38 protein-coding genes and 1 tRNA gene are annotated in these 25054 nt (G+C 41.2%); 4 read left to right on the plus strand and 35 right to left on the minus strand.

The window, feature by feature from the left end:
- Nucleotides 1-10: 10 nt before the first annotated feature.
- The 27 genes from eno to BC6307_RS19415 all read right to left on the minus strand — a co-directional run bounded on the left by eno (nucleotide 11) and on the right by BC6307_RS19415 (nucleotide 18891).
- Nucleotides 11-1306 (minus strand): phosphopyruvate hydratase, encoded by a 1296-nt coding sequence (gene eno, locus BC6307_RS19295; RefSeq protein WP_066419546.1) that lies wholly within the window; start codon nucleotides 1304-1306, stop codon nucleotides 11-13.
- A gap of 200 nt (nucleotides 1307-1506) precedes the next feature.
- A complete protein-coding gene (gpmI, locus tag BC6307_RS19300) occupies nucleotides 1507-3042 on the minus strand; it encodes a 2,3-bisphosphoglycerate-independent phosphoglycerate mutase (RefSeq protein WP_066419544.1) in 1536 nt (511 codons plus the stop codon).
- Nucleotides 3035-3796 carry a triose-phosphate isomerase gene (gene tpiA, locus BC6307_RS19305; RefSeq protein ID WP_066419543.1) on the minus strand — a complete coding sequence of 254 codons (762 nt, stop codon included), beginning with the start codon at nucleotides 3794-3796 and terminating at the stop codon, nucleotides 3035-3037. The genes gpmI and tpiA overlap by 8 nt, the downstream gene beginning before the upstream one ends.
- Before the next feature lie 154 nt (nucleotides 3797-3950).
- Nucleotides 3951-5138 carry a phosphoglycerate kinase gene (locus BC6307_RS19310; RefSeq protein ID WP_066419541.1) on the minus strand — a complete coding sequence of 396 codons (1188 nt, stop codon included), beginning with the start codon at nucleotides 5136-5138 and terminating at the stop codon, nucleotides 3951-3953.
- A gap of 141 nt (nucleotides 5139-5279) precedes the next feature.
- Complete coding sequence (gene gap, locus BC6307_RS19315) at nucleotides 5280-6287, minus strand: type I glyceraldehyde-3-phosphate dehydrogenase (RefSeq protein ID WP_066419539.1); 1008 nt, start codon at nucleotides 6285-6287, stop codon at nucleotides 5280-5282.
- A gap of 91 nt (nucleotides 6288-6378) precedes the next feature.
- Nucleotides 6379-7407, minus strand: coding sequence for a sugar-binding transcriptional regulator (locus tag BC6307_RS19320; RefSeq protein ID WP_066419537.1), 1029 nt, complete (start codon nucleotides 7405-7407; stop codon nucleotides 6379-6381).
- A gap of 145 nt (nucleotides 7408-7552) precedes the next feature.
- A complete protein-coding gene (locus tag BC6307_RS19325; protein WP_066419532.1) occupies nucleotides 7553-7795 on the minus strand; it encodes a glutaredoxin family protein in 243 nt (80 codons plus the stop codon).
- Nucleotides 7796-7810: 15 nt separating this feature from the next.
- A complete protein-coding gene (rpoN, locus tag BC6307_RS19330) occupies nucleotides 7811-9115 on the minus strand; it encodes an RNA polymerase factor sigma-54 (RefSeq protein WP_066419530.1) in 1305 nt (434 codons plus the stop codon).
- 436 nt (nucleotides 9116-9551) lie between these two features.
- On the minus strand, nucleotides 9552-10007 hold the full coding sequence (locus BC6307_RS19335) for a phBC6A51 family helix-turn-helix protein (protein WP_066419528.1): 456 nt from the start codon (nucleotides 10005-10007) through the stop codon (nucleotides 9552-9554).
- Entirely contained in the window at nucleotides 9991-10671 is a 681-nt protein-coding gene (locus BC6307_RS19340) for a hypothetical protein (RefSeq protein WP_066419527.1), read from the minus strand. The genes BC6307_RS19335 and BC6307_RS19340 overlap by 17 nt, the downstream gene beginning before the upstream one ends.
- 14 nt (nucleotides 10672-10685) lie before the next feature.
- Complete coding sequence (locus BC6307_RS19345; RefSeq protein ID WP_066419525.1) at nucleotides 10686-11240, minus strand: Ntn hydrolase family protein; 555 nt, start codon at nucleotides 11238-11240, stop codon at nucleotides 10686-10688.
- Nucleotides 11240-11998, minus strand: a complete 759-nt coding sequence (locus BC6307_RS19350; protein ID WP_066419523.1) for a hypothetical protein — start codon at nucleotides 11996-11998, stop codon at nucleotides 11240-11242. The genes BC6307_RS19345 and BC6307_RS19350 overlap by 1 nt, the downstream gene beginning before the upstream one ends.
- 45 nt (nucleotides 11999-12043) lie before the next feature.
- Nucleotides 12044-12313 carry a hypothetical protein gene (locus tag BC6307_RS19355; RefSeq protein ID WP_066419521.1) on the minus strand — a complete coding sequence of 90 codons (270 nt, stop codon included), beginning with the start codon at nucleotides 12311-12313 and terminating at the stop codon, nucleotides 12044-12046.
- Between the two features lie 14 nt (nucleotides 12314-12327).
- Nucleotides 12328-12516 carry a hypothetical protein gene (locus tag BC6307_RS19360; protein WP_066419518.1) on the minus strand — a complete coding sequence of 63 codons (189 nt, stop codon included), beginning with the start codon at nucleotides 12514-12516 and terminating at the stop codon, nucleotides 12328-12330.
- Entirely contained in the window at nucleotides 12516-13244 is a 729-nt protein-coding gene (locus BC6307_RS19365) for a hypothetical protein (protein ID WP_066419513.1), read from the minus strand. Before BC6307_RS19365 ends, BC6307_RS19360 begins: the two co-directional genes overlap by 1 nt.
- Before the next feature lies 1 nt (nucleotide 13245).
- Nucleotides 13246-13971: a hypothetical protein gene (locus tag BC6307_RS19370; protein WP_066419512.1), complete on the minus strand. Its 726-nt coding sequence runs from the start codon at nucleotides 13969-13971 to the stop codon at nucleotides 13246-13248.
- A 22-nt stretch (nucleotides 13972-13993) separates the two neighbouring features.
- The gene (locus BC6307_RS19375) at nucleotides 13994-14305 is read right to left on the minus strand and encodes a hypothetical protein (RefSeq protein WP_157076691.1); all 312 of its coding nucleotides are present in this window, start codon (nucleotides 14303-14305) and stop codon (nucleotides 13994-13996) included.
- A gap of 411 nt (nucleotides 14306-14716) precedes the next feature.
- On the minus strand, nucleotides 14717-14869 hold the full coding sequence (locus BC6307_RS24895) for a hypothetical protein (RefSeq protein WP_157076690.1): 153 nt from the start codon (nucleotides 14867-14869) through the stop codon (nucleotides 14717-14719).
- Between the two features lie 113 nt (nucleotides 14870-14982).
- Nucleotides 14983-15216 (minus strand): hypothetical protein, encoded by a 234-nt coding sequence (locus BC6307_RS19380; protein ID WP_235858235.1) that lies wholly within the window; start codon nucleotides 15214-15216, stop codon nucleotides 14983-14985.
- A gap of 47 nt (nucleotides 15217-15263) precedes the next feature.
- Nucleotides 15264-15479 (minus strand): helix-turn-helix domain-containing protein, encoded by a 216-nt coding sequence (locus BC6307_RS19385; protein WP_066419509.1) that lies wholly within the window; start codon nucleotides 15477-15479, stop codon nucleotides 15264-15266.
- Between the two features lie 83 nt (nucleotides 15480-15562).
- Nucleotides 15563-16249: a hypothetical protein gene (locus BC6307_RS19390; protein WP_066419507.1), complete on the minus strand. Its 687-nt coding sequence runs from the start codon at nucleotides 16247-16249 to the stop codon at nucleotides 15563-15565.
- A gap of 252 nt (nucleotides 16250-16501) precedes the next feature.
- On the minus strand, nucleotides 16502-16948 hold the full coding sequence (locus tag BC6307_RS19395; RefSeq protein WP_066419504.1) for a helix-turn-helix domain-containing protein: 447 nt from the start codon (nucleotides 16946-16948) through the stop codon (nucleotides 16502-16504).
- A 14-nt stretch (nucleotides 16949-16962) separates the two neighbouring features.
- Complete coding sequence (locus tag BC6307_RS19400; RefSeq protein WP_157729291.1) at nucleotides 16963-17169, minus strand: helix-turn-helix domain-containing protein; 207 nt, start codon at nucleotides 17167-17169, stop codon at nucleotides 16963-16965.
- A 388-nt stretch (nucleotides 17170-17557) separates the two neighbouring features.
- Nucleotides 17558-17851 (minus strand): hypothetical protein, encoded by a 294-nt coding sequence (locus BC6307_RS19405; RefSeq protein WP_066419500.1) that lies wholly within the window; start codon nucleotides 17849-17851, stop codon nucleotides 17558-17560.
- Nucleotides 17852-18062: 211 nt separating this feature from the next.
- Complete coding sequence (locus BC6307_RS19410; RefSeq protein WP_066419498.1) at nucleotides 18063-18542, minus strand: hypothetical protein; 480 nt, start codon at nucleotides 18540-18542, stop codon at nucleotides 18063-18065.
- A gap of 1 nt (nucleotide 18543) precedes the next feature.
- Nucleotides 18544-18687, minus strand: coding sequence for a hypothetical protein (locus BC6307_RS24900; protein WP_157076687.1), 144 nt, complete (start codon nucleotides 18685-18687; stop codon nucleotides 18544-18546).
- Between the two features lie 12 nt (nucleotides 18688-18699).
- Nucleotides 18700-18891, minus strand: a complete 192-nt coding sequence (locus tag BC6307_RS19415; protein ID WP_066419496.1) for a hypothetical protein — start codon at nucleotides 18889-18891, stop codon at nucleotides 18700-18702.
- A gap of 145 nt (nucleotides 18892-19036) precedes the next feature.
- Between BC6307_RS19415 and BC6307_RS19420 the strand changes: the two genes are divergently transcribed.
- The gene (locus BC6307_RS19420) at nucleotides 19037-19252 is read left to right on the plus strand and encodes a helix-turn-helix domain-containing protein (protein WP_066419494.1); all 216 of its coding nucleotides are present in this window, start codon (nucleotides 19037-19039) and stop codon (nucleotides 19250-19252) included.
- Between the two features lie 169 nt (nucleotides 19253-19421).
- Here BC6307_RS19420 and BC6307_RS19425 read toward each other — a convergent pair whose 3' ends face one another.
- Nucleotides 19422-19787, minus strand: coding sequence for a hypothetical protein (locus BC6307_RS19425; protein WP_157076686.1), 366 nt, complete (start codon nucleotides 19785-19787; stop codon nucleotides 19422-19424).
- Entirely contained in the window at nucleotides 19762-19890 is a 129-nt protein-coding gene (locus BC6307_RS25590; protein WP_268874285.1) for a hypothetical protein, read from the minus strand. Before BC6307_RS25590 ends, BC6307_RS19425 begins: the two co-directional genes overlap by 26 nt.
- Before the next feature lie 169 nt (nucleotides 19891-20059).
- Between BC6307_RS25590 and BC6307_RS25760 the strand changes: the two genes are divergently transcribed.
- Entirely contained in the window at nucleotides 20060-20260 is a 201-nt protein-coding gene (locus tag BC6307_RS25760) for a helix-turn-helix transcriptional regulator (RefSeq protein ID WP_066419492.1), read from the plus strand.
- Between the two features lie 353 nt (nucleotides 20261-20613).
- On the opposite strand, the gene BC6307_RS19435 is transcribed toward BC6307_RS25760, so the two are convergent.
- The 5 genes from BC6307_RS19435 to BC6307_RS19455 all read right to left on the minus strand — a co-directional run bounded on the left by BC6307_RS19435 (nucleotide 20614) and on the right by BC6307_RS19455 (nucleotide 23524).
- Nucleotides 20614-20943 carry a hypothetical protein gene (locus BC6307_RS19435; RefSeq protein WP_157076685.1) on the minus strand — a complete coding sequence of 110 codons (330 nt, stop codon included), beginning with the start codon at nucleotides 20941-20943 and terminating at the stop codon, nucleotides 20614-20616.
- Between the two features lie 65 nt (nucleotides 20944-21008).
- On the minus strand, nucleotides 21009-21218 hold the full coding sequence (locus BC6307_RS19440; RefSeq protein WP_066419489.1) for a hypothetical protein: 210 nt from the start codon (nucleotides 21216-21218) through the stop codon (nucleotides 21009-21011).
- Between the two features lie 597 nt (nucleotides 21219-21815).
- The gene (locus tag BC6307_RS19445; protein ID WP_066419488.1) at nucleotides 21816-22808 is read right to left on the minus strand and encodes a tyrosine-type recombinase/integrase; all 993 of its coding nucleotides are present in this window, start codon (nucleotides 22806-22808) and stop codon (nucleotides 21816-21818) included.
- Between the two features lie 175 nt (nucleotides 22809-22983).
- Nucleotides 22984-23059, minus strand: a tRNA-Arg gene (locus BC6307_RS19450).
- Nucleotides 23060-23152: 93 nt separating this feature from the next.
- On the minus strand, nucleotides 23153-23524 hold the full coding sequence (locus tag BC6307_RS19455; RefSeq protein ID WP_066419486.1) for a hypothetical protein: 372 nt from the start codon (nucleotides 23522-23524) through the stop codon (nucleotides 23153-23155).
- 276 nt (nucleotides 23525-23800) lie between these two features.
- Here BC6307_RS19455 and clpP point away from each other — a divergent pair, with 276 nt between their 5' ends.
- Entirely contained in the window at nucleotides 23801-24385 is a 585-nt protein-coding gene (gene clpP, locus BC6307_RS19460) for an ATP-dependent Clp endopeptidase proteolytic subunit ClpP (RefSeq protein ID WP_066419485.1), read from the plus strand.
- 129 nt (nucleotides 24386-24514) lie between these two features.
- Nucleotides 24515-24778: a hypothetical protein gene (locus tag BC6307_RS19465; RefSeq protein WP_094366183.1), complete on the plus strand. Its 264-nt coding sequence runs from the start codon at nucleotides 24515-24517 to the stop codon at nucleotides 24776-24778.
- Nucleotides 24779-24795: 17 nt separating this feature from the next.
- Here BC6307_RS19465 and BC6307_RS19470 read toward each other — a convergent pair whose 3' ends face one another.
- Nucleotides 24796-25053 carry an HPr family phosphocarrier protein gene (locus BC6307_RS19470; RefSeq protein ID WP_066420749.1) on the minus strand — a complete coding sequence of 86 codons (258 nt, stop codon included), beginning with the start codon at nucleotides 25051-25053 and terminating at the stop codon, nucleotides 24796-24798.
- Nucleotide 25054: the final 1 nt, after the last annotated feature.

A 25054-nucleotide genomic window follows, 5' to 3' on the forward strand; every position in this document is an offset into this window, starting at 1 on the left:
CTCATTCACTTTATTTCTTTAAGTTATAGAAAGAACGTAAGCCGTCGTAGCGAGCTGTGTCACCAAGTTGGTCTTCGATGCGAAGTAATTGGTTGTATTTAGCTACACGGTCTGTACGAGATGGTGCACCAGTTTTGATTTGGCCAGCGTTTGTTGCAACTGCGATGTCAGCAATTGTGCTGTCTTCTGTTTCACCAGAACGGTGAGAGATTACAGCTGTGTAACCAGCGCGTTTTGCCATTTCGATTGCTTCGAATGTTTCAGTTAGTGTACCGATTTGGTTTACTTTGATTAGGATAGAGTTACCGATTTTACGCTCGATACCTTCTGCTAATTTTTTCGTGTTTGTTACGAATAGGTCGTCTCCAACTAATTGAACTTTACCGCCGATGCGCTCCGTTAATAGTTTGAAACCTTCCCAGTCGTTTTCATCTAAGCCGTCTTCGATCGAGATGATTGGGTATTTCTCCGCCATTTTCGCGTAGAATTCAACCATTTCTTCAGAAGTGTAAACAACACCTTCACCTTTAAGGTGGTATTTACCGTCTTCTTTGTTGTAGAACTCAGAAGCTGCAGCGTCCATAGCAAGCATTACTTGCTCACCTGGTTTGTAACCAGCTTTTTCGATTGCTTCGATGATTGTTTGAAGAGCTTCTTCGTTAGATCCTAAGTTTGGAGCGAATCCACCTTCGTCACCAACAGCTGTGTTTAAACCTTTTGCACTTAAAACTGCTTTAAGAGCGTGGAAAATTTCAGCACCCATACGAAGTGCTTCTTTGAAGTTTTCAGCTCCAACAGGCATTACCATGAATTCTTGGATGTCTACGTTGTTGTCAGCATGCTCTCCACCGTTGATGATGTTCATCATTGGTACTGGAAGAGTTTTTGCACTGAATCCGCCTAAGTATTGGTATAAAGGAATTTGTAGGAAGTCAGCTGCTGCACGAGCTACTGCCATAGAAACACCAAGAATAGCGTTTGCTCCTAATTTTCCTTTGTTTTCTGTACCGTCAAGCTCCATTAATGCTTGGTCGATAGCTACTTGCTCCATTACGTCGTAAAGACCGATAAGTTCAGGAGCGATTTGCTCGTTTACGTTTTCAACTGCGTTTTGAACACCTTTACCTAAGTAACGAGATTTGTCACCGTCACGTAGTTCTACTGCTTCGTATTCACCTGTAGATGCACCACTTGGTACTAGTGCGCGACCGAATGCGCCTGATTCTGTGTAAACTTCTACTTCAATTGTTGGGTTACCGCGAGAGTCTAATACTTCGCGTGCGTAAATATCAGAGATAATTGGCATGTTTGTAAGTCTCCTTTTTATTTTAAAATATTTTTTACAATAGTTGATTTCCGCTACAGGTACTTGCTTTCCTGCGGGGAGAGAGTCGAGCCTCCTCGGCTTCGCCTGTGGGGTCTCGACCTTCTCTCTTCTCCCGCGGGAGTCAAGTACCTTCCGCTCCAATCAAAAAGTAATGCACTTCTCAGCGCTATACTCTTATATTATTTTTTAATTAACGTATTTCCTGTCATTTCTTCTGGTTTGTCAACGCCTAGTAAGTCAAGTACTGTTGGCGCCAAGTCTCCTAAAATACCGTCGTTACGAAGTTCTAGACCTTCGCGTGTTACGATAACAGGAACTGGGTTTGTTGTATGTGCTGTCATCGGGTTGCCTTCTAACGTAATGACTTCATCAGCGTTCCCGTGGTCAGCTGTAATAATAGCAGTTCCGCCTTTAGCATTAATTGCTTCGACAACTTTTCCTAAACATTCGTCGACTACTTCAATTGCTTTCACAGTTGGCTCAAGCATTCCGGAGTGCCCTACCATATCTGGGTTCGCAAAGTTTAAAATAATCGTATCATGTTTATCTGCTTCGATTTCTTTTAATAGTGCTTCTGTTACTTCATATGCACTCATTTCTGGCTTTAAGTCATACGTTGCTACTTTCGGTGAATCAATTAATATTCTCTCTTCACCTGGGAAAGGCTCCTCACGTCCACCGCTCATGAAGAACGTAACGTGTGGATATTTTTCCGTTTCAGCAATTCGTAGTTGCTTTAACCCTTGTTGAGCTAATACTTCACCAAGGGTATTATCCATTCCAACTGGTTGAAATGCAACATATCCGTCTACTGACTCACTGAAATGTGTTAAACATACGAACATTAAGTTTTCAGGGTGCTTTTCTCCACGGTCAAACGAACGGAAGTCTTTGTTCGTGAACGTGTTTGAAATTTGGATCGCACGGTCTGGACGGAAGTTATAGAAAATAACAGCGTCATCGTTTTGGATTGTTGCTACTGGGCTTCCGTCTTCTTTCGTAATGACAGATGGTAATACGAATTCATCGTAGATACCATTTGCATAAGAGTCTTCAACAACTTCTAATGCATTACGGTAAGATGGCCCTTCGCCGTATACCATGGATCGATACGACTTTTCTACACGATCCCAACGCTTGTCGCGGTCCATCGAGTAATAACGACCAGAAATAGTTGCGATTTCTCCAACACCTGTTTGTTCAATGTGTGCATTTAATTGCTCAATAAATTGTTTCGCACTTTGAGGTGCTACATCACGACCATCAAGGAAACCGTGAATGTAAACTCTCTCCACACCTTCTTTTTTCGCTAGTTCTAATAGAGCGAAAAGGTGGTTAATATGACTATGTACACCACCGTCTGAAAGTAGACCGAAAATGTGTAAGTTAGAGTTTTTTTCTTTTGCATGGTTCATTGCGCGAAGGAATGTTTCGTTTTCTGCGAAATGTCCTTCACGGATAGCAACGTTCACTCGAGTCAAACTTTGATAAACGATACGGCCAGCACCAATATTTAAGTGCCCAACTTCAGAATTCCCCATTTGTCCTTCAGGTAATCCTACCGCTTCTCCACTAGCAGTTAATTGCGCATGTGGATAGTTGTTCCAGTAACGGTCAAAGTTTGGTTTCTTTGCATGAACAACGGCGTTCCCTTTTTCTTCATTACGAAGAGCGAAGCCGTCTAAAATAATAAGTGCTACTGGTTTTTTACTCATTCTTACCTGCCTCCAAAAGCTGTAAGAAAGATTGAGCTTCTAGGCTTGCTCCGCCAACTAAAGCTCCATCGATATCTGGTTGTGCCATATATTCAGCGATGTTACCTGGTTTTACACTTCCGCCGTATTGAATACGAACTGCATCTGCAGCATCTTGACCGAATTCAGTCCCTACAACTTGACGAATATGTGCACATACTTCGTTCGCATCTTCTGCAGTTGAAGATTTTCCAGTTCCGATTGCCCAAATAGGTTCGTAAGCAATGACTGTTGTTTTTACTTGATCAGCAGTTAGGCCCGTTAGCGCTTTTTTCACTTGGTCTCCTACTAGATCATTTGTTTTTCCAGCTTCACGCTCTTCTAACGTTTCGCCACAGCAAACGATAGGAGTTAATCCGTGTTGGAAAGATGATAATACTTTTTTGTTTACAGTTTCGTCTGTTTCTGCAAACATTTCACGACGCTCAGAGTGACCCAAAACTACGTAAGTTACTCCTAAGTCTTTTAAGGCTACAGGGCTAATTTCACCTGTGAACGCTCCACTTTCTTCCCAGTGCATGTTTTGAGCGCCAACTTTAAGTTCGCTACCTTCTACATTTTGTACTAGACGGTCTAAAAATAGGGCAGGTGAACAAACAACTGCATCCACTTTGTCAGCTGAAGGAATTAATCCCTTCACTTCTTCTACAAAGCTTACTGCTTCAGAAGCAGTTTTGTGCATTTTCCAGTTTCCTGCAATAATTGGTTTACGCATGGAATTTCATTCCTTTCAATGCTTATTATTTTCACCCTGTCATTATTAGCGTGTCACTCGTTTGTATGTATATCCCGAACGCCGCTTTGCCATGGACCCGTTCCACTCACAAAAACGAAGTAACTTCACTTCATAACATTAAAGGGTAAGAATCTTACTTATCGTTTAAAGCTACTACTCCTGGTAGGGCTTTACCTTCCATAAATTCTAAGGAAGCTCCTCCACCTGTAGAGATGTGGCTCATTTTATCTGCAAGATTGAACTTTTCTACTGCAGCTGCGGAGTCTCCTCCACCGATTACAGAGTATGTATCTTGAGATTGTGCTAGTGCTTCTGCTACTGATTTTGTTCCGTTTGCGAAAGTATCTAATTCGAATACTCCCATCGGTCCGTTCCAAATAACTAGTTTAGAGTTTTTAATAACTTCTGCATAAATCTCGCTAGATTTTGGACCACAGTCTAAACCTTCCCAATCGCTAGGAATTTGATCAATTGGAACAATTTTTGTATTAGCATCGTTAGAGAAATCATCAGCTACTAAAACGTCAACTGGCATGTAGAAGTTTACGTCGTTTTTCTTCGCTTTTTCCATGAACGATTTTGCTAAATCTATTTTATCTTCTTCTAGAAGAGATTTCCCAACATCGTGTCCTTGCGCTTTAATGAAAGTGTAAGCAAGTCCTCCACCGATAATTAGGTTATCTACTTTATCCAGTAGGTTATCAATAACACCGATTTTGTCTTTAACTTTTGCACCACCGATAATTGCAGTGAATGGACGGTCAGGATGTGATAAAGCTTTACCTAGTACGTCTAATTCTTTTTCCATTAATAGACCGGAAACTGCAACAGGTACGTGATGTGCAATACCTTCTGTAGAAGCATGAGCACGGTGAGCTGCACCAAATGCATCATTTACGTAAACATCTGCAAGCTCTGCAAATTGTTTTGCTAGTTCTGAATCGTTTTTCTCTTCACCAGGGTAGAAGCGTACATTTTCTAATACAAGTACGTCACCTTCCGCTAGAGCGTCTACTTGTGCTTTCACAGCTTCTCCATACGCTTCGTTAGCTACTGCTACGTCACGACCTAAAAGCTCTTGAAGACGGCGGGCTACTGGTGCTAAGCGAAGTTCTTCTACAACTTCCCCTTTTGGACGTCCTAGATGACTTGCTAAAATAACTTTTGCACCATTTTCAACTAAATGTTGAATCGTCGGGATTGCTGCACGAATACGAGTCTCGTCGCCAACTACACCATCTTTCATCGGTACGTTAAAGTCTACACGACAAAAGACTCTTTTACCTTTTACATCAATATCGCGAATACTTTTCTTGTTCATGAAAAAGGCCTCCTTTTATTGAAAATACAACGTCTATCCATCACTACATGGAAAAAAGGGGGAGGGATATATTCCCTTCCCCCTTAACCACTCTTAATTATATATAAAGTGTATAGCAAATCACAATTGAATTGTGAAATATTATAGACCTTTAGAAGCGATGTAAGTAGCTAAATCGATTACTCGGTGAGAGTATCCGCTCTCGTTGTCATACCAAGAGATAACTTTAACCATGCTACCTTCCATAACCATTGTAGATAATGCATCGATTGTAGAAGAAGCTGGGTTACCATTGTAGTCACCAGATACTAGTGGCTCATCAGAGTAATCAAGGATTCCTTTTAAGTCACCTTCAGAAGCTGCTTTTAATGCTGCATTTACTTCTTCAGCAGTTACGTCTTTATCTAACTCCGCTACTAAGTCAACTAGTGATACGTTTGGAGTTGGAACACGCATTGCACCACCGTTTAGTTTACCTTTTAATTCAGGTAATACTAGAGATACCGCTTTAGCTGCACCAGTAGAAGTTGGGATAATGTTCTCTGCTGCTGCACGAGCACGACGGTAGTCTTTATGTGGTAAATCTAAAATTTGTTGGTCATTTGTGTAAGAGTGAACAGTTGTCATCATTCCACGTTTAATACCAAAGTTGTCGTTTAATACTTTTGCAAATGGAGCTAAACAGTTTGTAGTACAAGACGCATTAGAAATTACGTCATGGCTAGCTGCATCATATTTGTCATGGTTAACACCCATAACAATTGTAATATCTTCGTCAGTAGCAGGTGCAGAAATAATTACTTTTTTCGCTCCAGCTTCTAAATGTTTTGCAGCGTCTGCACGCTTAGTGAAGAAACCAGTAGATTCAACAACGATGTCTACTCCCATTTCTCCCCAAGTTAATTTTGCAGGGTCACGCTCAGCAGTAACTTTTACAGCTACTCCATCAACTACTAGGCTATCGCCATCTACTTTAACGTCCGCATCAAGTCTACCGTGTACGGAATCATATTTTAAAAGATGAGCAAGCATGTTAGCGTCTGTTAAATCGTTAACTGCTACTACTTCTACCTCAGAATTTTTTAAAGCTGCGCGGAATACGTTACGTCCGATACGACCAAATCCGTTAATACCAATTTTTACTGCCATGATTTTTCCTCCTTAGAATACTAAGAATTTTTTTATATAGTAGGTCTGTTTCAATATTTGTTAGTTGGACAAATACTAAAACGTTCCCTAATTAAGGGAGAGTCTCCCTAATTAGCTCTTTTGCTGCACCTTCATCTGTAATAAGGATGGTATGTGGTGCTTGTTTTAAATAAGCTCGAATGGCATTCGCTTTCGAAGCTCCTCCAGCGACCGCAATAACAGTTTCTATTTTTTCCAAATCTGCTAATTGCATTCCTACTGTTTGTACTCGATGGACTACTTCTCCATCACTATTGAAATAATAACCGAATGCTTCTGCAACAGCCTTGCATTGTTCGATCTTTTTCATATTTTCAGGAGCTGTTTTTCGGCGCATCGCCATCATTTTAGCGTCCCCAATACTATGAACAACCATACTACTATTTTTAATGAGTGCAAGCACTTCTTTAATAGATGGTTCCGCAATCATTGACTGATAAGCATCGTTACTTAATTCATCTGGTGTGTGAAGTAATCGGTACTGGCCTTTCGTTTTTTCGGCCATTGCTGCACAAATCGTATTAGCTTGATTTTGTACATTTTCGCCTAGCCCACCACGAGCTGGAACGAATAAAAGGTTTCGGTTTTTAGATTCAGGCGCCATCATTTCTGCAACTGCAGAAATCGTCGTACCTCCAGTTACCGCGATAATATTTTCTTCTTTTAAATAACGGTTCATACTGGCTACACACGCTCGACCCATCTCGTTTTTTACCCACGGGGAAGTATCACTATTTCCGGGTACGATGACAACTTGTCGAAGTTGTAGTTGGTTTTTAATTCCCTCTTCTAACACCTTTAAACCAGATACTTCTTTCATAAATTCTTCTAACTGCCTCATTAATATGGTACCTTCTTGCGTAAGTGTCATACCTGAAGTGCTTATGTTGAGTAAATCTTGTTTTTTCAAAAAATCTACTTCACTACGCAAAACACGCTCACTTAGTCCAAGGTTTGTAGAAAGTGATCTTCTACCAATGGGCTGCATTAATCGTATGTACCGAAGAATTTCGTATCTTTTCTGCATAACAGATAGAAGATCCGGTAATAATTTTTGTTGAATCTCTACAATATTTCTCATCAATAGCTTCCCCTTTTAGGTGTCGTTTTCCAATAGGGACTCATTTCGTCCCTGTGTGACATATTATGTCCCACCAGTTGTAAAAAAAAACACCTCGGCTACAATTTCTATTCTAACAGAGGTTAAAAGCTTATTCAACTAGGCATTAGCTGATTTTTTCAAGTAAGCGGTTTCTTATGTCAACTTTGTTAAAAATACCATATCCCAGCATATCGCCATCTACTTCCGCAACCGGAATCATAATTTGATATTTTTCTAGTAGCATGTCGTCTTTGTAAATATCTACTTCCTCAATCGAGAATTTTATTTCTTCTTGTAACTCTTCTAATATTTTTTTACCTTTATCGCATAGAGAACAATTTTCTTTCGAATAAAGTGTTACTTTCATTACGCTGTCACCTTTCTAATCGTATCTTTTTCGTTGTGAAGAAGATGGAATATGGAGCTGCTCTCGATATTTTGCCACCGTTCTTCTTGAGATATCTATACTATACTCTTTTTTTAGTAAGGTTGTCAGCTTTTGGTCGGAATATGGTTTTTGCTTATTCTCTTTTTCTATAATTGACTGCAGTACTTCCTTTACTTGCCGCGATGACTTTTCTTCATCAAGTGTCGTAACATACCCTTGTGAGAAAAAATACTTTAATTCGAACAATCCATACGGCGTTTGAACATATTTTTCTTTCGTTGCACGACTTACTGTAGACTCATGAACATCAAGTCGCTCGGCAATCACTCGTAATGTTAGCGGTTTCAAAAAAGACGGACCATTTACGAAAAAGGAATGTTGCAGGCGGACGATTTCTTCCATCACCCGGATTAATGTTTGTTTTCGATAGTCTAAGCTTCTAATTAACCAGTGACAGTGTTGGATTTTCTCTTGAATGTAACGTCCATCATCTCCGTTTAAATGATTAGCGTAAATTTCATTAATTTCAATTTGAGGAATTAATTCGTCGTTCAGCGAAACAATCCACTCATGATTAATTTCTGTCACATATAAATCAGGGATAATGTATTTCGCATGATCATTGGATCCATAACGTATACCTGGTTTAGGTTCAAGCGTCACAATTAAGTCGGAAACCTCTTGTATCTCTTTTAAAGAATACCCTGTTTGCTTAGACAATGTTTTCCACGCCTTTTCAGCAAATAGGTGAAAGTGTTCCTCGATAATTTCTTCTGCTACACGACTACGTTTCGGAAGTCTTTTTAGTTGAAGTAAAATGCATTCTTGTAAGTTTCGAGCTCCTACTCCAGCAGGTTCTAATCCTTGGACTAGTTGTATTAACGTATCCACTGTATGTTCATTTACCTTTATTTGTTGCGCTATAAAGGAAGTTGATTCTGTAAAATAACCGTTATCATCGAGATACGGTAATATTTTTTCAACATAATTCCGCTCTGTTTTCGTAATCGTTTTATCTAATAGTATTTGTGCCTCGATATAATCTCGTATTGACTCTTTATCATATCCTACATTTTCAATCGTAAACTCGGAATCTGAATTTCCTTTTCTTTGCTGATAAGATGAAGCATATGTTTCTTGAGTTTTTAATTCTAGCAGGGGGTTTTCTAACGCTTGCTCTTGCAGAAAAGGAATTAAATCCAAGGTAGAGTATTGCAGTAATGATATCGCTTGTCTTAACTCTTGTGTCATCGTTAATTTTAATGTTTGCGTTTGCACTAGTTGTAAATCATGTCTCATCTAACAGCCCTCCTCCCTACTATTCTATTTTACATGAGATTCGTCCGTTTTTGAATGTAAATTAATGGCGACTTCATTTTGTTCGATCCGTACCTACCGCTTTTATCGCTTCGATTATTATCAAATATACGTTTATGTAGAGTTACTATGCCTGTATAACAAAAAAAATCCCTATTTCCTAAAAGAAATAGAGATTTACGTTAGCGCGCTCGAAGGGATTCGAACCCCCGACAGACGTGGTACCGGAATGCCCTTGCGCGATTATCACTCGTTCACCTATACGAAAACCTATCGTAAACCTAACGCTAGCCACGGTCCGTTATTTACGCGGAACCGAACTCCTAAACGTTACTATCCGTTATTATAACCGAGTAATTTCGACAAAGTCAATATGTACGCCGCCCTCGCAATTGAAGGCGGCTTTGTTGCATTACTTCTATCTTAACATGTCGCTTAACTTTTGGATTTCGCTCGCTAACTCATTGCGAGTCATTTTCGGACTACTAGACGGCGCATTGCCCGAAATTACTTCTTGGCGTTCAATTAGCGCGCCAGTTAGCTTGTAATATAACTCGACACCCTTAACGGAAGGAATACCGTTATTACCTCCCGCAATCAACTTCATTAGTTGCGCATCAACAAACGATCGTTGCGAGTCTAATGTGACGGTTGATAGCGCCTTTAAATACTCGATAAATGCGATATTGCTCGTTTTCCAGTTATGCAACGTTTGCCTAGTCACGCCAACTTCTTCCGCAATTTCTTCTAGCGTTTTCTTGTCGCCTTTGCCCGCAAACTCGTTCGCAACCATTAACTGCGCTGCGTGTGCTTGACGCGGTTCCAGGCGTTCTTGCAACTCTTCAATTACTACGTTATTAGTTTCGTTTTTCATCGTTAGTTCCTCCGTTTCTATATTCTTCTAATATTTGGCGTTCCTTGCGTACAATTTCCGCCTTTTCGCGAGCCTCCGCAAGTAGTTCGTCGAGATACTCGTCGGTTATTTGCGCTACTTGTTCGTTTAAAATACGGCTAACCTCGTAGTGTTCTTTACTACCGCAATTACAAGGCTCATCGTCGCGCCCTTCCAAGTCGCAAAGGCAAGGCGCCCAAAACTGAGTATAAGCCCCGTATTCATCGCGCAACATTTTCGTTGCCATGTATAACGCGCGCGCTAGTTCCTCGGCAGTTCGGTAATTATCGTATTTCTCGAAAACGCTAACCGCAGCACTTAAACGGAAACTACTAAACTTACCACCGTCTTTCCAACGCAATAACTCGTAATACGGCACCATATCGAGGACTTCTTTCGGATTTATTGGCGGCACTTCGTTACTTTCCAACGTCAGTTTCGCGAGGCTTACGACATAAGCGTATAACCGTTTAATGTCCGTATTGTCGTATATATACTTAATAACTGCGGCCGGAACAAAGCCTGAAGGTGAGACAGGTGGTAAACCAGCCGCAATCCGTTCGGCTTTCGCTTCCTCTGCGCGCTTTTTTAGTTCTTGAAGCTCCTTATCCAATCTGCGCCAATCCTCACTCTTTAGATATGACATTTCGTTCACCTCCTTTACGTTATATAAATCACGTCACACTTACGCGACACTCTTGCGTCAGTCTCCGCAACTTCCTCGTTAACCTTACGCGCCAACGCCGACACACTAGCGCAAGTAACCTCATTAAGTTCCTCATACTCGCGTTCTATCAACTCGCCAGGCTCGACGAACGAATAAGCGTAAAGCCATTTAATTTCGCCAGGCTTAATCGTTTGAAAACGCGCTTTGAAGTTCGTTTCATGCGATAGTTGCGCAAACTTCATGCGTCCTTTGTTGTCTTTGCCCGCAAGTATTATCGAGCAATATGCGTCGGTCGGCGCTGTTGCCAACGCCTTTTCCAAAACTCGAACGACTGCGTTAATCTTTGCGTTTTTGTTTACGTTTAATGACGTACGCAATTCGATAGACATGCGCAGGTCACCCGTAATGCCGATTAGAACATGATCGGTTATGTGAAAGGCTTTCGGCGTGTCATCGTAAAACTCGCTTTCATTGCCAACATTAACGCGCCTATAATCGCCCGACATGACCGCAAACTCCGCCGTTGCAATCGCAATAGTAAGCGACATTAGTAGTCACCGCCGCCGCGTGATTGAATAAAGAATTGATTCGTTATTTGCGCCGTAATTCTGCCGAGGTTATTAGGCGTTATCTCAACCGTATGCCACTCGCCACGACGTATCTTCCCATTGCTGTCTCTTGACAAATACGGCACTAGGTCGAGGCTAGTTGCGCTAGTCTGCGTATAAGGAATAACTTGACCGTCGACCTTAATCGTAACTGCGGTTGGCTTTTCAGATAATTTAAATATACCGTGCTCAATTTCGTGTGTGTGGTCCGGTATATCTATGTCATGAGTGTGATTCGGAATTGCGACTGTGTGTTGGTGATTTTCAATGGTTACATTATGGGTATGTGATGGCGTACTGAAACTATGAGAGTGTGCCGGTAGTGTGATACTATGCGTATGATTACCGCTACTAGAATAAGTTGCGACCGAACCCGGAGTATCTGACGGTAATGACATTGTTGAATATGTGCCGATTCCAGTATATACGTCGAACAACCTCCATGAAGTAGGCGCCGGCACGGTCATCCCTGTATCAGTAAACAACGTATGTCTATGGTCGCCGCCACCGCTAGACGTTTGAGTTGTTCCTCCGCCGGATTGCGTGGACGTACTAACTCCGCCACCGCTTGAACTCGTCGCAGTAGTACCGCCACCACTCGAACTAGTTGCCGTTGTTCCTCCGCCCGAACTCGTTGATTTTAAAACTGCGCCACCGCCTTTTGTTGCGCGACTGTATAAGAAAAATATTGTTGTCATTTGATTCACTCCTTTATAAAAATAAGCAGCCCCGAAGGACTGCCGTCAGATATTACCGAAATGAGCACGTATATTACGTACTAAAAACGGAGTATCGATTTCATTGTTTAATAGCGCTGTTTTCTTTTCTGCCAAATATCTCGTGACATAGTTATTTGATTCTAACCTCATATTTTTAAGCCATATCGCTACCGGCTTGTTAGGCTTGGTTGATAATAGTTCTTTTTTCTCTTGTTGCTTCTGCATTAAATAACCGTCGATTAATTCAATCGCTTCATCGTTAGTTAGTTTTTCGGTTAATCTTTCTAATAACATTCGTTATCCCTCCATTAAGCGCTATATTTAACTAATAATCTTCCTTCTTCTAATTCGTCTACTTCGTGCACTAGCTCATAATCTCCACGCTTCAACCACGCAATATAATCGCCATGCTTATCGAACACGGCGATTTTTACTCTCGGGCGATTGTCGTAACCGCGATAGCTACTTTTATTTACGCTTCTAACAACTACGCTCATTAAATCGACCCCTTATTGTACATGTTATTCGGATAAAACTTATACGATGGATGCGTAATACGTAAGCGACGATACGCACCGTCAACGCCTGTCGGCAAAGCCTTCGCAACATTCATCGCAAAATATTCGCCCGACCTTACGTCGTTTAATGCGCGATATAAGCCGCGAATCTGATTAGTTAACGCCTTTTCGTCATGTCGACCTTTCACGGCTTCCGTTAGCTTTCCGACTTCTTGCAACAACGCGAGCTTGCGTCCTTCGTTCATATGCGGCACTAACTCGATAAGCGAATCAATTTCCGACGTACCTCCGCCGAACTTGATAGAGGTTACCGCGTTAGAAATAATGTCGCTCGCCATTTTACGATCAATGTCGTTAATCAAGCGAACACGATTAGCTATATCGTTCATTGCAGCGTCGCGCATTCCGTTAGCAAACGTTTCGTATTGCGCTTGAATGTCCGCAACTTCTTTCTCGAGTTCCGCTTGCGCTTCTTTGGTGAAAAACTCTTGCGCACCTTCGACTTTATATTGCGGATGGTCGCTTGTTTTAATTTCTTCGCAACGTTTGCGATACTTTGCGACCGCTGAATCCACTCGGTTTTCTAGCGCGTCCATTTGCGTTAGCTCAACTACTCGACCTTTGCCCGCGTCCTGGTATTTGTGCGCCTCTACAGCGTCCATTTTAGTAAGTGTTTGTTTTACGAAATCATATACGTTTGTTAACATATTAGTTTTCCTCCTTCTTTTCTACGAATCTTTCGGGCTTGTTTACATACTTAGCAATCTCCGCACCATACAAGTCTTGTACCGTTTCTATTTCGATACCTCTGCGGAATAAATCGCGATTAAACTCTGCGTCCATACTTTCGAATACTTGTTCAGCCTCACGTTGTTCCGGTGTAATTGCGACTTTCTTTGTGTTTTCTAGCGCTTTAGTTAACTCGACTTTGTACTTTGCAACGTCGGACCCAGCAACGCTTAACACTGTTGAAACTAATTCCGGATATGAGTCTATTATTTGTTGCGCAAAATACGGCTCTGTTTGTTCACTTATGAATTTATTCAAGCTATCCATTGCATAATTAGCTCGCGTTTCAAGCAACAGTTTCATTTTTAAGTCATTAAATTTGCGTTCAAACGTATTTAATTTAGTGCTGGAATCGTTGTAACCTGGCTTTTGGTTTAGTAAACCCTCTGCAGCAGTCTTTGCCTTGATTACACCTTTTTGATAGTCCTCTTTTAATTCTTTCGCAATCTTTAAAAACTCCTTGCCTGCCTCTTTCTTTAACTCCTCTACCTTTTTTGCTCGACCAGTTACGGATAAATCTTCGTCTTTTTCTACCGCGGATATTAATTCACGCAATACCCTACCTGACGATGCCAATGTTTCTGGAATACTTTCTCTAATTCTTCTAATCTGAAATAACCCTTGTTTCATCCCGTCATAACTCATATAAAATCTCTCCTTTTGGTTTTTATATATTAGCGATACAATCGGCTTGGCGCTTAATTGCGTCGTCAGCCAACAATAGCGCAATATGTTGCTTGCGAACCTTCTGAAAATATAACGTCTTACCGTCAGCAATAACCTCGAATCGTTCTCGAAGTTTTGTCCGCTTAATAAATTGGCGATGGCTAGACCGAAATAATACCGAATCAACTTCGTTCGGCAATTCTTCTAACACACGCGCAATAGCTAAATAGATTGCTTGATTACCGCTTTCTGCCGTCACGTAGAGGCTTGCGACTTTGACTAGTTCCCCCGCTACGAAAATCTCGGCGCCCATTGCATACTTGTTCTCCGCCGTGACGTCGACTAGCATTTCGAGTTTTATTGTTGCGCGCATTCCGCTTCACCTTCCATCCCGCGATTGGCTTGCGTTGTACTAAGTGGGAAAAGTCCTCATTTTCCGCAATAAACTTCCTTAGCCAATGCGTGTAATAGTCGTCTAAAACGCTAAGCTCCTTGACTTGATAGCCGTGCTTGTTAATTCTGCGGTGCTTTTTGTTTCCGTCCTTACGAGGCACATAATCGCCTTCTTTCGTTGAAATTTTCGTCTGCGACTAGGCGCGGAATTTGTTCCATAATCAATTTACGCGAACAGTTGCGCCCGAATTTGAATGTGTGCGTTTTAATGCCGTTGTTCACCTTCGCAATTATGAAATTATCTAACCGCGTTAGCAGCACTTGGAGCCTATCAACTTCGATCACCTTTTTTCACCCTTCCCATTACGCTAGGTAAAACGCGCTTTATTTGTCGTTCAGTTACATGCGGTCCAAACAAATACACTTTGCCGTCGACCGTTACTTCTTGCGGACGATTGCCGTTTTTCTTTATCGTTAGTTCCAACGCAATGCCTCCTTAAAATGTGTGTAACGAACAGATTTCCGTTGTATTTCGCTTGTTTATACGTGCCTTTTGAAGTTCCGAATAGTAAGTTAAGGGCTACGTATTCAAACGCCTTAAATAGCGTTTTCCGCTTGATTTTCCGTCACTCCAAACATTCTTTCTGCCACTCGTTTTTGTTCAATCGGTATCTTAAATTGAACGCCAATAAGCCGACCATTTTTAAAATAGTCAGCCATAATAACCCAGCCCGCGTCATGCTTGTAACGTTTGATACGACGAATTAAATCGCGGTCCTCAGTATAAGCGCCGAGCCAGCCGGTTTCTAATTTCCAAATGTCGTTTTTCAAAACACGTTGACACTCCTTTTTCATTGACTTATAATTAAATTGGATAACTATGCGGTGTTTCTAAACTTCTCGTAAAAAATATAAAAGTCATCAGGCAACTCCGCCTCAATACGAATTAACTTTGCGCGAACATAATCGGTAATATCACGATGGCCGTGTTCTATATCCGAAATTGTTGACGCATTTACGCCGATTCTTTTGGCAAATTTCCGCATTGAATCTCCTAAATAATGACGAATGGCCCTCGCCTTCATTCCATCCATTTTAAAACCTCCTTTTTGTTCTATTTGTTCCGATTTGTTCTGTTTTAGACATTAAAATTACCGGGCTGTCGCCCTTATCTCACCTATACCTTTTTGTCGCCACTTAAATACTTAGCGCGCTTTGCTTCTAGTGCCAACTTTTCCTCCCCATACTTTTCGAGTAAATATTTGCGCGGATCACTCATTACAAAGTGACTAACTTTACCTGGCTTCGTATCAGTTATAGGTAACTTCACATTTATTACATGGGACTTAATTACGCCCTCTTCATTCTCACCACTATACGGTATTTGAATTTTCGGCTTTACTCGTCCACCCATTTTATAAGAACGTTCCTTCGCTCCTTCAATCCTCGATAACTTGTTTGGCGCACATGGCACTTCGTATTTCCATCCGATTTTTATCATAGAATACTCGTTAATCCAAAACGGATATTCTAGCCACCAAATATAATCGTCCATTAACGTTCTTTTGCGCGGTTTCGGGTTTAATAGTTCTTTGTCCGCGCGTTGCTGACGTCTTTGCATAGTTTTTAAGCTACGTTTACAATCTTCGCAACAAGTGCGCTTTGTATTACGTAAACTATCATCGCGCCAGTAATAGCCGCAATAATCACATCGCTTAATACGACGATCTGTTGCGTCGTGTAATTCGCCTCTTAATAGTTGCGCAATGATCGGCGCAGACTGCTCGAGCGTTAGTCCTTCCGTAAATTGTTTAGCGTATTCGATTGCGCCCGTTCCTGGCTCCTTGTATTTTAATCTCCCCATGTTATTGCCCCCATGTTTTTATTAGTCGTCCACATTTTGTTACACGGTTATTTAGGTGAACGCTTAATATCTTGTTATTCTTTGAATAAATTCTTTTTCGCAATAAGATATATAATAATAAGCGTAGCGACGTCTTTTATTTATAAAAGCGGCGCAATCTTTTTAAATCTCGTTATATAAGTCTAGTTACTTAAATCTAGTTAACACCTAAATGACACGTAAGTTACACCTAGCAGTTAGGTGAACGTACACCTAATTATCCGCGTAACCCTTTTCTTGCCTCCACTTGCGCATTCTTTCTGCTGCATCCGCGCGCCTTTTATTACAACGCGATAGAGCCTTGCGGTAATTCTCATTTGCGCCAGGATACTCGGTGTAGAATTCGTCCTCACTTAATGGCGTAAGCGGAACGTAGTGGCCCTTTTCCGGAAAGTCGATTAAGCCGACCGCCTTTAAGTCGTCAAGGTGTCTACTAGTCGTGTCGGGCGATTTACCGTACCTAACCGCCAATTTTTCGATACTTGGAAACGCGAAACCTTCTTCAACGTTGTAGTAATCGATAATCAGCCCGTATAATAATAATTTTTCTGCAGAAATACGATCGTGGTGTACGTAATGTAATGCGTTGCTTGGTAACGGAATAAACGTAGCTTTGTTTTCTGATGGCGATTTCTTATTAAATACTTTTCTTTCCCCCATGTTTTTGCCCCCTTTTAATTTTGTTCTAAGAACGCCCGACACTTCTCGACGTATTCATTGCCGAACGTTTCTCTAAATTTCTTATTTACGTTGTGACTGATGTTCTTTTTACCGCGTTCAATCATACAGACTAATCCTTCACTAATTCCCAAACGTTGCCCTAGTTCCTTTTGCGTTAACCCTTGCGACTGTCTTATAAAACGAAATACAGTTGGATTCATAGCATTTTCCCCTCTTTGTTTAATTTTCTTAACCCCCATGTAAAAATAAAGAGAACGAAGTCATGGGGAACTCCGCCTCACCTATACCTTTTTGTCGCCACTTAAAAAAGTTGTACATTCTATAATACGCCTCAGAAAGCTAAACTTCGCACTCTATATAAATATATAGTCCCGAAAACGCAAAACGGCGCAAATTTAGTTCTAAAGTCCCATGGAATAACGCCGACCAACGAAGCCCAACAAAGCGAAGCTAGTTGCCGCTAGAGATTCGGTTTGCTGGACGCCGTTCAACCGTTAATCGAATGCTCTTGCGCGAGTCTATAGCGTGAGCCAATCGAATACTTATGGACGCTCGAGCAGTGTGCCAGCACCGCCCAAGTTTGTCCGATTAAACTTCGACTTGAAATCGTTCCATTAACAGCAATAAGTCTGCTGCGCTCATGTTCGGATTTGTAATAAGTTCGCGCACATCATCGTTCATTTTTAGCGCAAATAATTCGTTGAGTATTTCAAGACAATTCTCGTTATCATTGCTCGGCATTAATGTTGCGATAACTGCAACGCCGTCAATTTCTACGAGATAATAACCTTGTTCGCTAATGCGGTAGCCTTTAAAAAATTCCGGCTTATTTGTTTCTACTTCCATAATTACGCAGACTACTTTTTTATTTTCGTTTGTCATGTTATAATCGACTCCAATCGTATTTTTAATGGGGCGCCCGAGTATTGCCGTACTCGAGCGTTTTTTTTATTTGCATTTCTTTTCCGCCTCAATTATTGCGTGCATAGCCGCCTTGTATGCGAGTAATCGTTTGGCTCGCGTTGACTTGCGCTTTTGCCACGGCGTGTCGCAAACTTCTTGTTTTACTTTCCGCGTGTAGTAACTAATGCGATCAATTGCCGTTTTCATGTTCGCCAGCCTCTTCATCGTTAATAAGGTCAAACTTCGCGCAACAATGCGGACACTTTGCAAATATGGATTCCGCCGTCTTGCCCGTCACTACTAAGTCCGTTTGCATTTTACATTCGTTGCACCAGTCGTTTTTTATTACTTCGCTTTCGGCAGACAAATCTTTCAAATATAGTAGGAGGTCAATCGCAGACATATTCGCAATTAGCTCGTAGTCCACTATTGCGTTCTTCCTTCCGTTCCACGGTAGTCCGAAAACAACTTCGCTATCCGCGCCAATTTTCGGCTGCTCTCCTACATTTACTCGTTCGACCATAATGTGCATATCATCAATTCTCAAAAACAAATCCTCCGCAATCATTAAACCTTCTCGTTCTTCCTCGAAATCTTCGCCAACATATATTGCGGTTGTAGTGTGCGGTATAAAACCGACATCTTCTTGCGTCAATACTTTAAATTTCATCTTATTGCCCTCCTAATTTTAAATGTAACTTGTAGGACACCTCTAGCTGTCGTTCTAGTTCCTGGACGTCTAGCGTCAATTCCTCGACTTTCTTCATTAGCTCGCGTTCTAACTCGGTGTATGTTTCCGTTGTTGTGTGAGCCATTTTCGCGCCCTCCTATTCTTCTTCGTCGATAACGATTGAAAACGTGAAGCGGCGATCAGCTAGGCGTTTGTGAAATTGATTTAATACTGCGATACTGTCTGCGTCATTTATTGCGTCTAATTCTTCTAATTCTTCTCGAACCCACTTCATGATGTAATCTAACTCGTGCATTCTTGCCGATAATGTTTGCGGATTCTCTAACACTTAAAGCCCTCCTAAATGTGTATTTTGCACACTGCAATGTGCCTTTAACTACATAATATACACCATACTGTGCATTGTCAACATTTAAATTGATTTTTTATTTACTTTACGTTATATTTATTTTAGAAAGAAGGTGCGGCGAATAATGATTAAAGTACATTTATCGCGATTAATGGGAGAGAGAAAATTAAAAATAAGTGACTTATCTAAAATGACCGGCTTACATAGAAATGGTCTTACGCAGTTATATAACGAGGAAACAAACGGTATTAAATTTGATACACTAGAAAAAATTTGCAACGCCTTAGAATGTAGTATAGAGGATTTGTTAGAGATCATAGACGAAGAAAGCGCCGACTAATGTCAGCGCCTTTTTTATTGGTTACATAACGAGCCGAAACAGAATAACGCCCGCAATAATGTAAAGTATGATGCGTTCGGCTTCAGTAAACCATCTCTCTTTTACGATGTACGTTCCGTATGTGCCTTTCTCGTACACCAACTTAATCGGCCGTTCGCGTTCGTAGTCGTCAGAGCGTGAGTTTAATTTCACCGGCGTTTTTAATTCGTATCGGTTGCCCGTCGTGAACCTTCCGCGACTGTCCCGATTTCGATATGTCGATAACCTTCTCGGCTGCATTGACGTCACCTCCCCTACCGTCGTCAGCTACCGGTTTACCGCGCCAATAGTGGTGGTCGAATACATTCCAAGTGGGGAAGGGAAGCGCGACGTCTACCCGTTTATGTGCGTTGAGTTGCGCAAGAAATAACTTACTATACGGCGCACTATACAACGCAAGGCGCATTATCTGATTGCGGTCGAGCGTCGTCGCCTTGAACAATTCTTCGACGTAAGACTGAAACGCTTCATCATACCGCACTGTTGGCCGCCACATGCTCGTTATCCTCCTTAATAATTGTCGCGATAAACTGACGTCCTTCCTCCGTTAAATAAACGCCTTCCTTATTGATTAACTCTAACGCCAATTCTTTTGTCATTGCGAATCACTCCCGTTTAAGAGTCGGCGCCTACCTTGACCGGGGTTACACGCCGCTTAATTCATATATACGCGGTGACGTCAGTAATATGACGGTATACCGTATAAAAAATTACGCAAAGGAAATACATGCCGCCGCATAGAATTTATATAATAACGGAGGTGATCGCGTGCAATTGGAAAGTAATTTGCGGGCAATACTAACGCAAAGAGGCGTAAAGCAATCGTGGCTGGCTGCGCGGGTTGGAGTTCGGCAGGGAACGATTAGCGACCTCGTTAATAATAAGACGGTGCCGTCGCTGTTGCTTGCGCTTGCTATTGCGGATGTGCTCGAGGTGAAGGTCGAGGAAATATGGAAGATATTGCGTTGACGTCAGCCGTTGGACTGGCGTATTCTCTACGGTCAGACTGCGCCTATTGACGCTGGCTTTCTTCTTAGCCAGCTTATGCGCCACATTGCGAAATAATGCACGTCCAACCGTGACGTCAGCGAAAAAAGGCGGTGAAAAACCGGATATTGTGCGCATTAAGTTGCGATTGCTGGATATTACCGGAATGCTTGACGAGGACGAAGTTTATACTCGCGAAAATGCCGTGAAGGATTTAACGGAGGTAATTCGGTGGCTTGACGAGGCCGAGCCGAAGATATAAAACGCTGCACTAAGTGACAAAAAGAGACTCCGTTAGTTGTGCGCGGCGTCTCTCTGGAAATGGATTGGATATATCAGTTTTTAACTCCAAGTAATTCTAACTCCAAATCAATTTGCGAAATTAGTGCGTTTACCCTATTTATCTCTCTTTGATTTTCTAAACGTATTTGATTAAAGTATGCATCAGCTTTTTGTAAATCATCAAATAAAGGGTCAACATGTTTTTCTTTATAATCCGGATATGAATTTAGCTTATATACTGATCTTTCAGCTATTAGCGACTTTATTTCTAATGTTCGGAGATTATTTTTAGCGTTATTTATTGCCGTTTGGTATTCTTCACTAGAAGTCATTAATTCTTTCTTCCATTCTTGAAGTACTTGTATTTTAAATTCAGTCACCATCTCACCGCCCAATAAATTATATTTGATTTTTTTTTTTTTTTGAAATAACTGGCTGTATTTTCTTTCTAATCAAGTTCAAGTCTAATACTGTTTAATTCTTCAAACTCTTTGATTGCAGCATTTAATACCTCGGTTTTGTTGTCGCCGGATTTACGCACACTTTTAAACCCACGAACGTTAACGAATACCTCGACATCAGTTTCGTTTTCAAATACGTCAACAAACGACTCGACTGGCGGTAAGTGTATTTTCGCTTTTTTACGTTCAAAGTCCACGGCGATTCGACCTCCTTTCTACCCGTTAAATTCGACGTAACTATCCAAAATCCTCCATTTTCCTACTCCCGAGTTTAAAATTTTATTGCGCAATTTTTCGACCCTCGGGTAATAATTTTGATTCGCGGATGTTATAGGCGCTTGGTGACGCTGCTGGCGCAAAGGGTACCCCCCGGCAGTATTATCGTTATTATACTGCGCAAGTATTCCGTTGTATATCGTTGTCGCGCATATGCAAAAGAAGTAGACATAATAGCTTATTATAGGTAATTCATACGTTGCATAAACGCCTTCATGGCGCGGTTTCTTTAACTACGCAAGTTTATCGTTTATGCACGATTATATACATCGCAGTAGTGGCGCGTGTTCTAGCGATCGTTGCTGCGTTATTTCCCGTCCGAAACTGCATAAAGCTACGTTATATTGCGATAGTCAACCCGTGAGATTTCGGAGGTGGTCGTGCGTCGCGACCCTCCGGCTAGTAAAATGAGTGATAATGTACAGTTTAACGTATGATATTCGCGAATATGTAAAAATGCGTCAAGTATAACGCCTTGACAACGACAAAAAACGCCACCCGTTAAGGCAGCGCAAATGTTATACGTCAAGTGTATCGTTAGCAATTACTTTGTTATATTGTTCCGTTACTACATCGTCAGTAAAATCGAGGTATATTTGCGTTGTAGACAAATCACTGTGGCCAAGCACCTTCATTAGCGTTCTTATATCGCCGCCATTCTTCAAGAAGTTAACCGCAAACGAATGACGTAGAGAATGTGGTGACGCGCGACACTCGTCCTTCAATCCCGCAGTCCTTGCGTACTTATCCATCCTCTTGCGTAAGTGATCCTCGCGCAATGGTTCGCCAAACTGATTCGTAAATACATGCGTAATATGATCGCCGAAATATTCTCGCGTTTCTCCGATTAGCTGCTCTAATTCTTCCGCAACCTTTGGCGATATTGGCACCGTGCGAGTTTTGCGGTTTTTGTTTTTCGCACCAGGTAAGAGAATTACGCGGTTTTCCAAGTCAACGTCACTAATTTCAAGCGCGTTTATTTCATTCGAGCGAAGGCCGCACTTTAACATCGTCAGCATTGCGCAATAATCTCTAAAGCCGGCGAAGGAATCGCGGTCAATTACTTTAAATAACCGCCTTACTTGCGTATCAGTTAACGTAAGTATTCGTTGCTCGTCCGTTTTTAACTTTCGCACTTTAGCGGCTGGGCTCTCGTTAATGATTCCCTCTTTTTCTAGGCGTGTAAATATCGCACGAATACCACCTAAGCGAATATTAACCGTTACTGGCGACAATCCTCGTTCCTTCAACATATACGCAATATACTTGCGCAAGTGATCCGCAGTTATGTCGCTTATATTTTCATCCGGCAGAAATCCGGCTATTTCCGTAAACTCTTGCCAGTATTTGCGATAGTCATTCATCGTTCTATCGCGATAACCTTCCGCAATATAAATGTTCATTACAGTCTCTAACGCCTCTGTAATCGTCTTATACGGCTTTACAGTACCGCGTCCTACATTTACCTCTCGGCGCTTACTTACGCCCGTCTTGCGTTTCATTCTCGCCATAATAAAAAACCTCCCGATTATAATATCGAAAGGCTTTCGTAAGGCGACGGTCACCTATCGCAAACAGGGCGGTAAACCTAGCGTAAAACCTACCGTCCCTTTTTGCTGAACCGCGTCCTTCCACCGAGTAATTTCGGAGTTAGACCGGCTATAAATGCCGTCATATCAACGTTAGCGCGCTCGAAGGGATTCGAACCCCCGACAGACGTGGTACCGGAAACCACCGCTCTATCCGACTGAGCTACGAGCGCAAAATAAGAAGTGAATGAGATTTACCCACACTGATGTGCAAACAAAATCATTCGCTCACTAATTATAGGCTATTCGCGCTAATTTTTCAATATCTATGAAACAAACTGTATATAATCAACGTAAAAACCTGTATGTAAATGTTCAAACACACGGAAAATAACGTACCCAGATTCTTTCCCTTTGTTTGTTTCAAAAACATGATACGTAAAGTCCCCTTGTTTTTCTACCGTAAAGTCCGTTTCCACCTTACCGCTAATGTTCGATTCCGACCACTTTTCTATATACTCATCTATTTTATGATCTTCAATTTTCACTTTTTCTTCTAGTAGTTCACGATCCCCATTAGCAAATGCAACCGTAACTTCTTGAACTAGTATTGCTCTTGTATCAACTTTCTCTTTTGCAGTTGAACTACAACCAGCAAAAAATAATGTTATGATGATTAAAATAAATATTTTTTTCAAATGGGTTCCCACCTTTATACGTCTAACTTCCATGTATAACTTAATCATACATTTCTAATTTTTACAATACGATATTAGGAAGGAAAAGTTTAATTTTATGTAGAATGGTTATGATGTAAGGGTAGAGAAAAAACATAGAGATTCACGAGGTTTTTTATTTGACCATTCTTGACCTTAGTTGTAGAATAAAGATACATAAGAAGAGGAAATGATTACCGCGTTTCTCTTTATTAATTTAGTTATCACTAATAAGAACATTTAAGGAGGAAAAGTGAGATGAACTTAATTCCTACAGTTATTGAACAAACAAGTCGTGGTGAGCGTGCATACGACATTTACTCTCGTCTATTAAAAGACCGCATTATTATTTTAGGAAGTCCAATTGATGATAACGTAGCAAACTCTATCGTTTCTCAATTACTTTTCTTAACTGCGGAAGATCCTGATAAAGATATTTCTTTATACATTAACTCTCCAGGTGGGTCCATTACAGCTGGTATGGCAATTTATGATACGATGAATTTCATTAAGCCAGATGTAAGCACAATGTGTATCGGTATGGCTGCATCCATGGGTGCGTTCTTACTATCTGCTGGTGCAAAAGGTAAACGTTTCTGCTTACCGAACAGTGAAGTTATGATACATCAACCACTAGGTGGAGCTCAAGGTCAGGCAACAGAAATCGAGATTGCTGCTAAGCGCATCCTTTTCTTACGTGAAAAGTTAAACCGCATTTTAGCTGACAACACTGGTCAACCGATGGAAGTAATCGGCCGTGACACAGAGCGTGATAACTTCATGACTGCTGACCGTGCGTTAGAGTATGGATTAATCGATAAAGTTATTAGAAATAATAACTAATGTTAGTGATAAGCGTGTCCCAATGTTGGTTGGGATGCGCTTTTTTACTTTTAAGAAGGGGGTTGCGAGGGAATAGATGTTCGTTGTGGCTTTATTTATGATGGTGGAGAGTTTATAGACGTAGTTGGGATGATAATTGATGCACTTGCCGACTTTTTTGACGTAGATAAAATGATAATTGACGCACTTCCCGACTTTTTTGACGCAGATAAAAAAATAATTGACGCACTTTCCGACTTTTTTGACGCAGATAAAAAGATAATTGACGCACTTCCCGACTTTTTTGACGCAGATAAAAAAATAATTGACGCACTTTCCGACTTTTTTGACGCAGATAAAAAGATAATTGACGCACTCGAGACTGAAACAACAAAAAACCGCCCACATTGTTAGGTGGAACGGTTTTCGTATTAACCTTCTTGTTGAACGTATTTTACTAGTGCTTCTAATGCTTCTGCTTCGTCGTTGCCATCAGCGATTAGTGTGATAGTCGCACCTGAGCCTACCGCTAAGCTCATAAGTCCCATAATGCTTTTTGCGTTTACTTTTTTACCTTCTTTTTCAAGAAACACGTCAGCTGAAAATTTGTTTGCTTCTTGTACGAATAACGCTGCCGGGCGTGCCTGTAATCCTGTTTTTAATTTTACTTCTACTTGTTTTTGTACCATC

The sequence above is a fragment of the Sutcliffiella cohnii genome (assembly GCF_002250055.1).
In the GTDB taxonomy this organism is placed as follows: domain Bacteria; phylum Bacillota; class Bacilli; order Bacillales; family Bacillaceae_I; genus Sutcliffiella; species Sutcliffiella cohnii.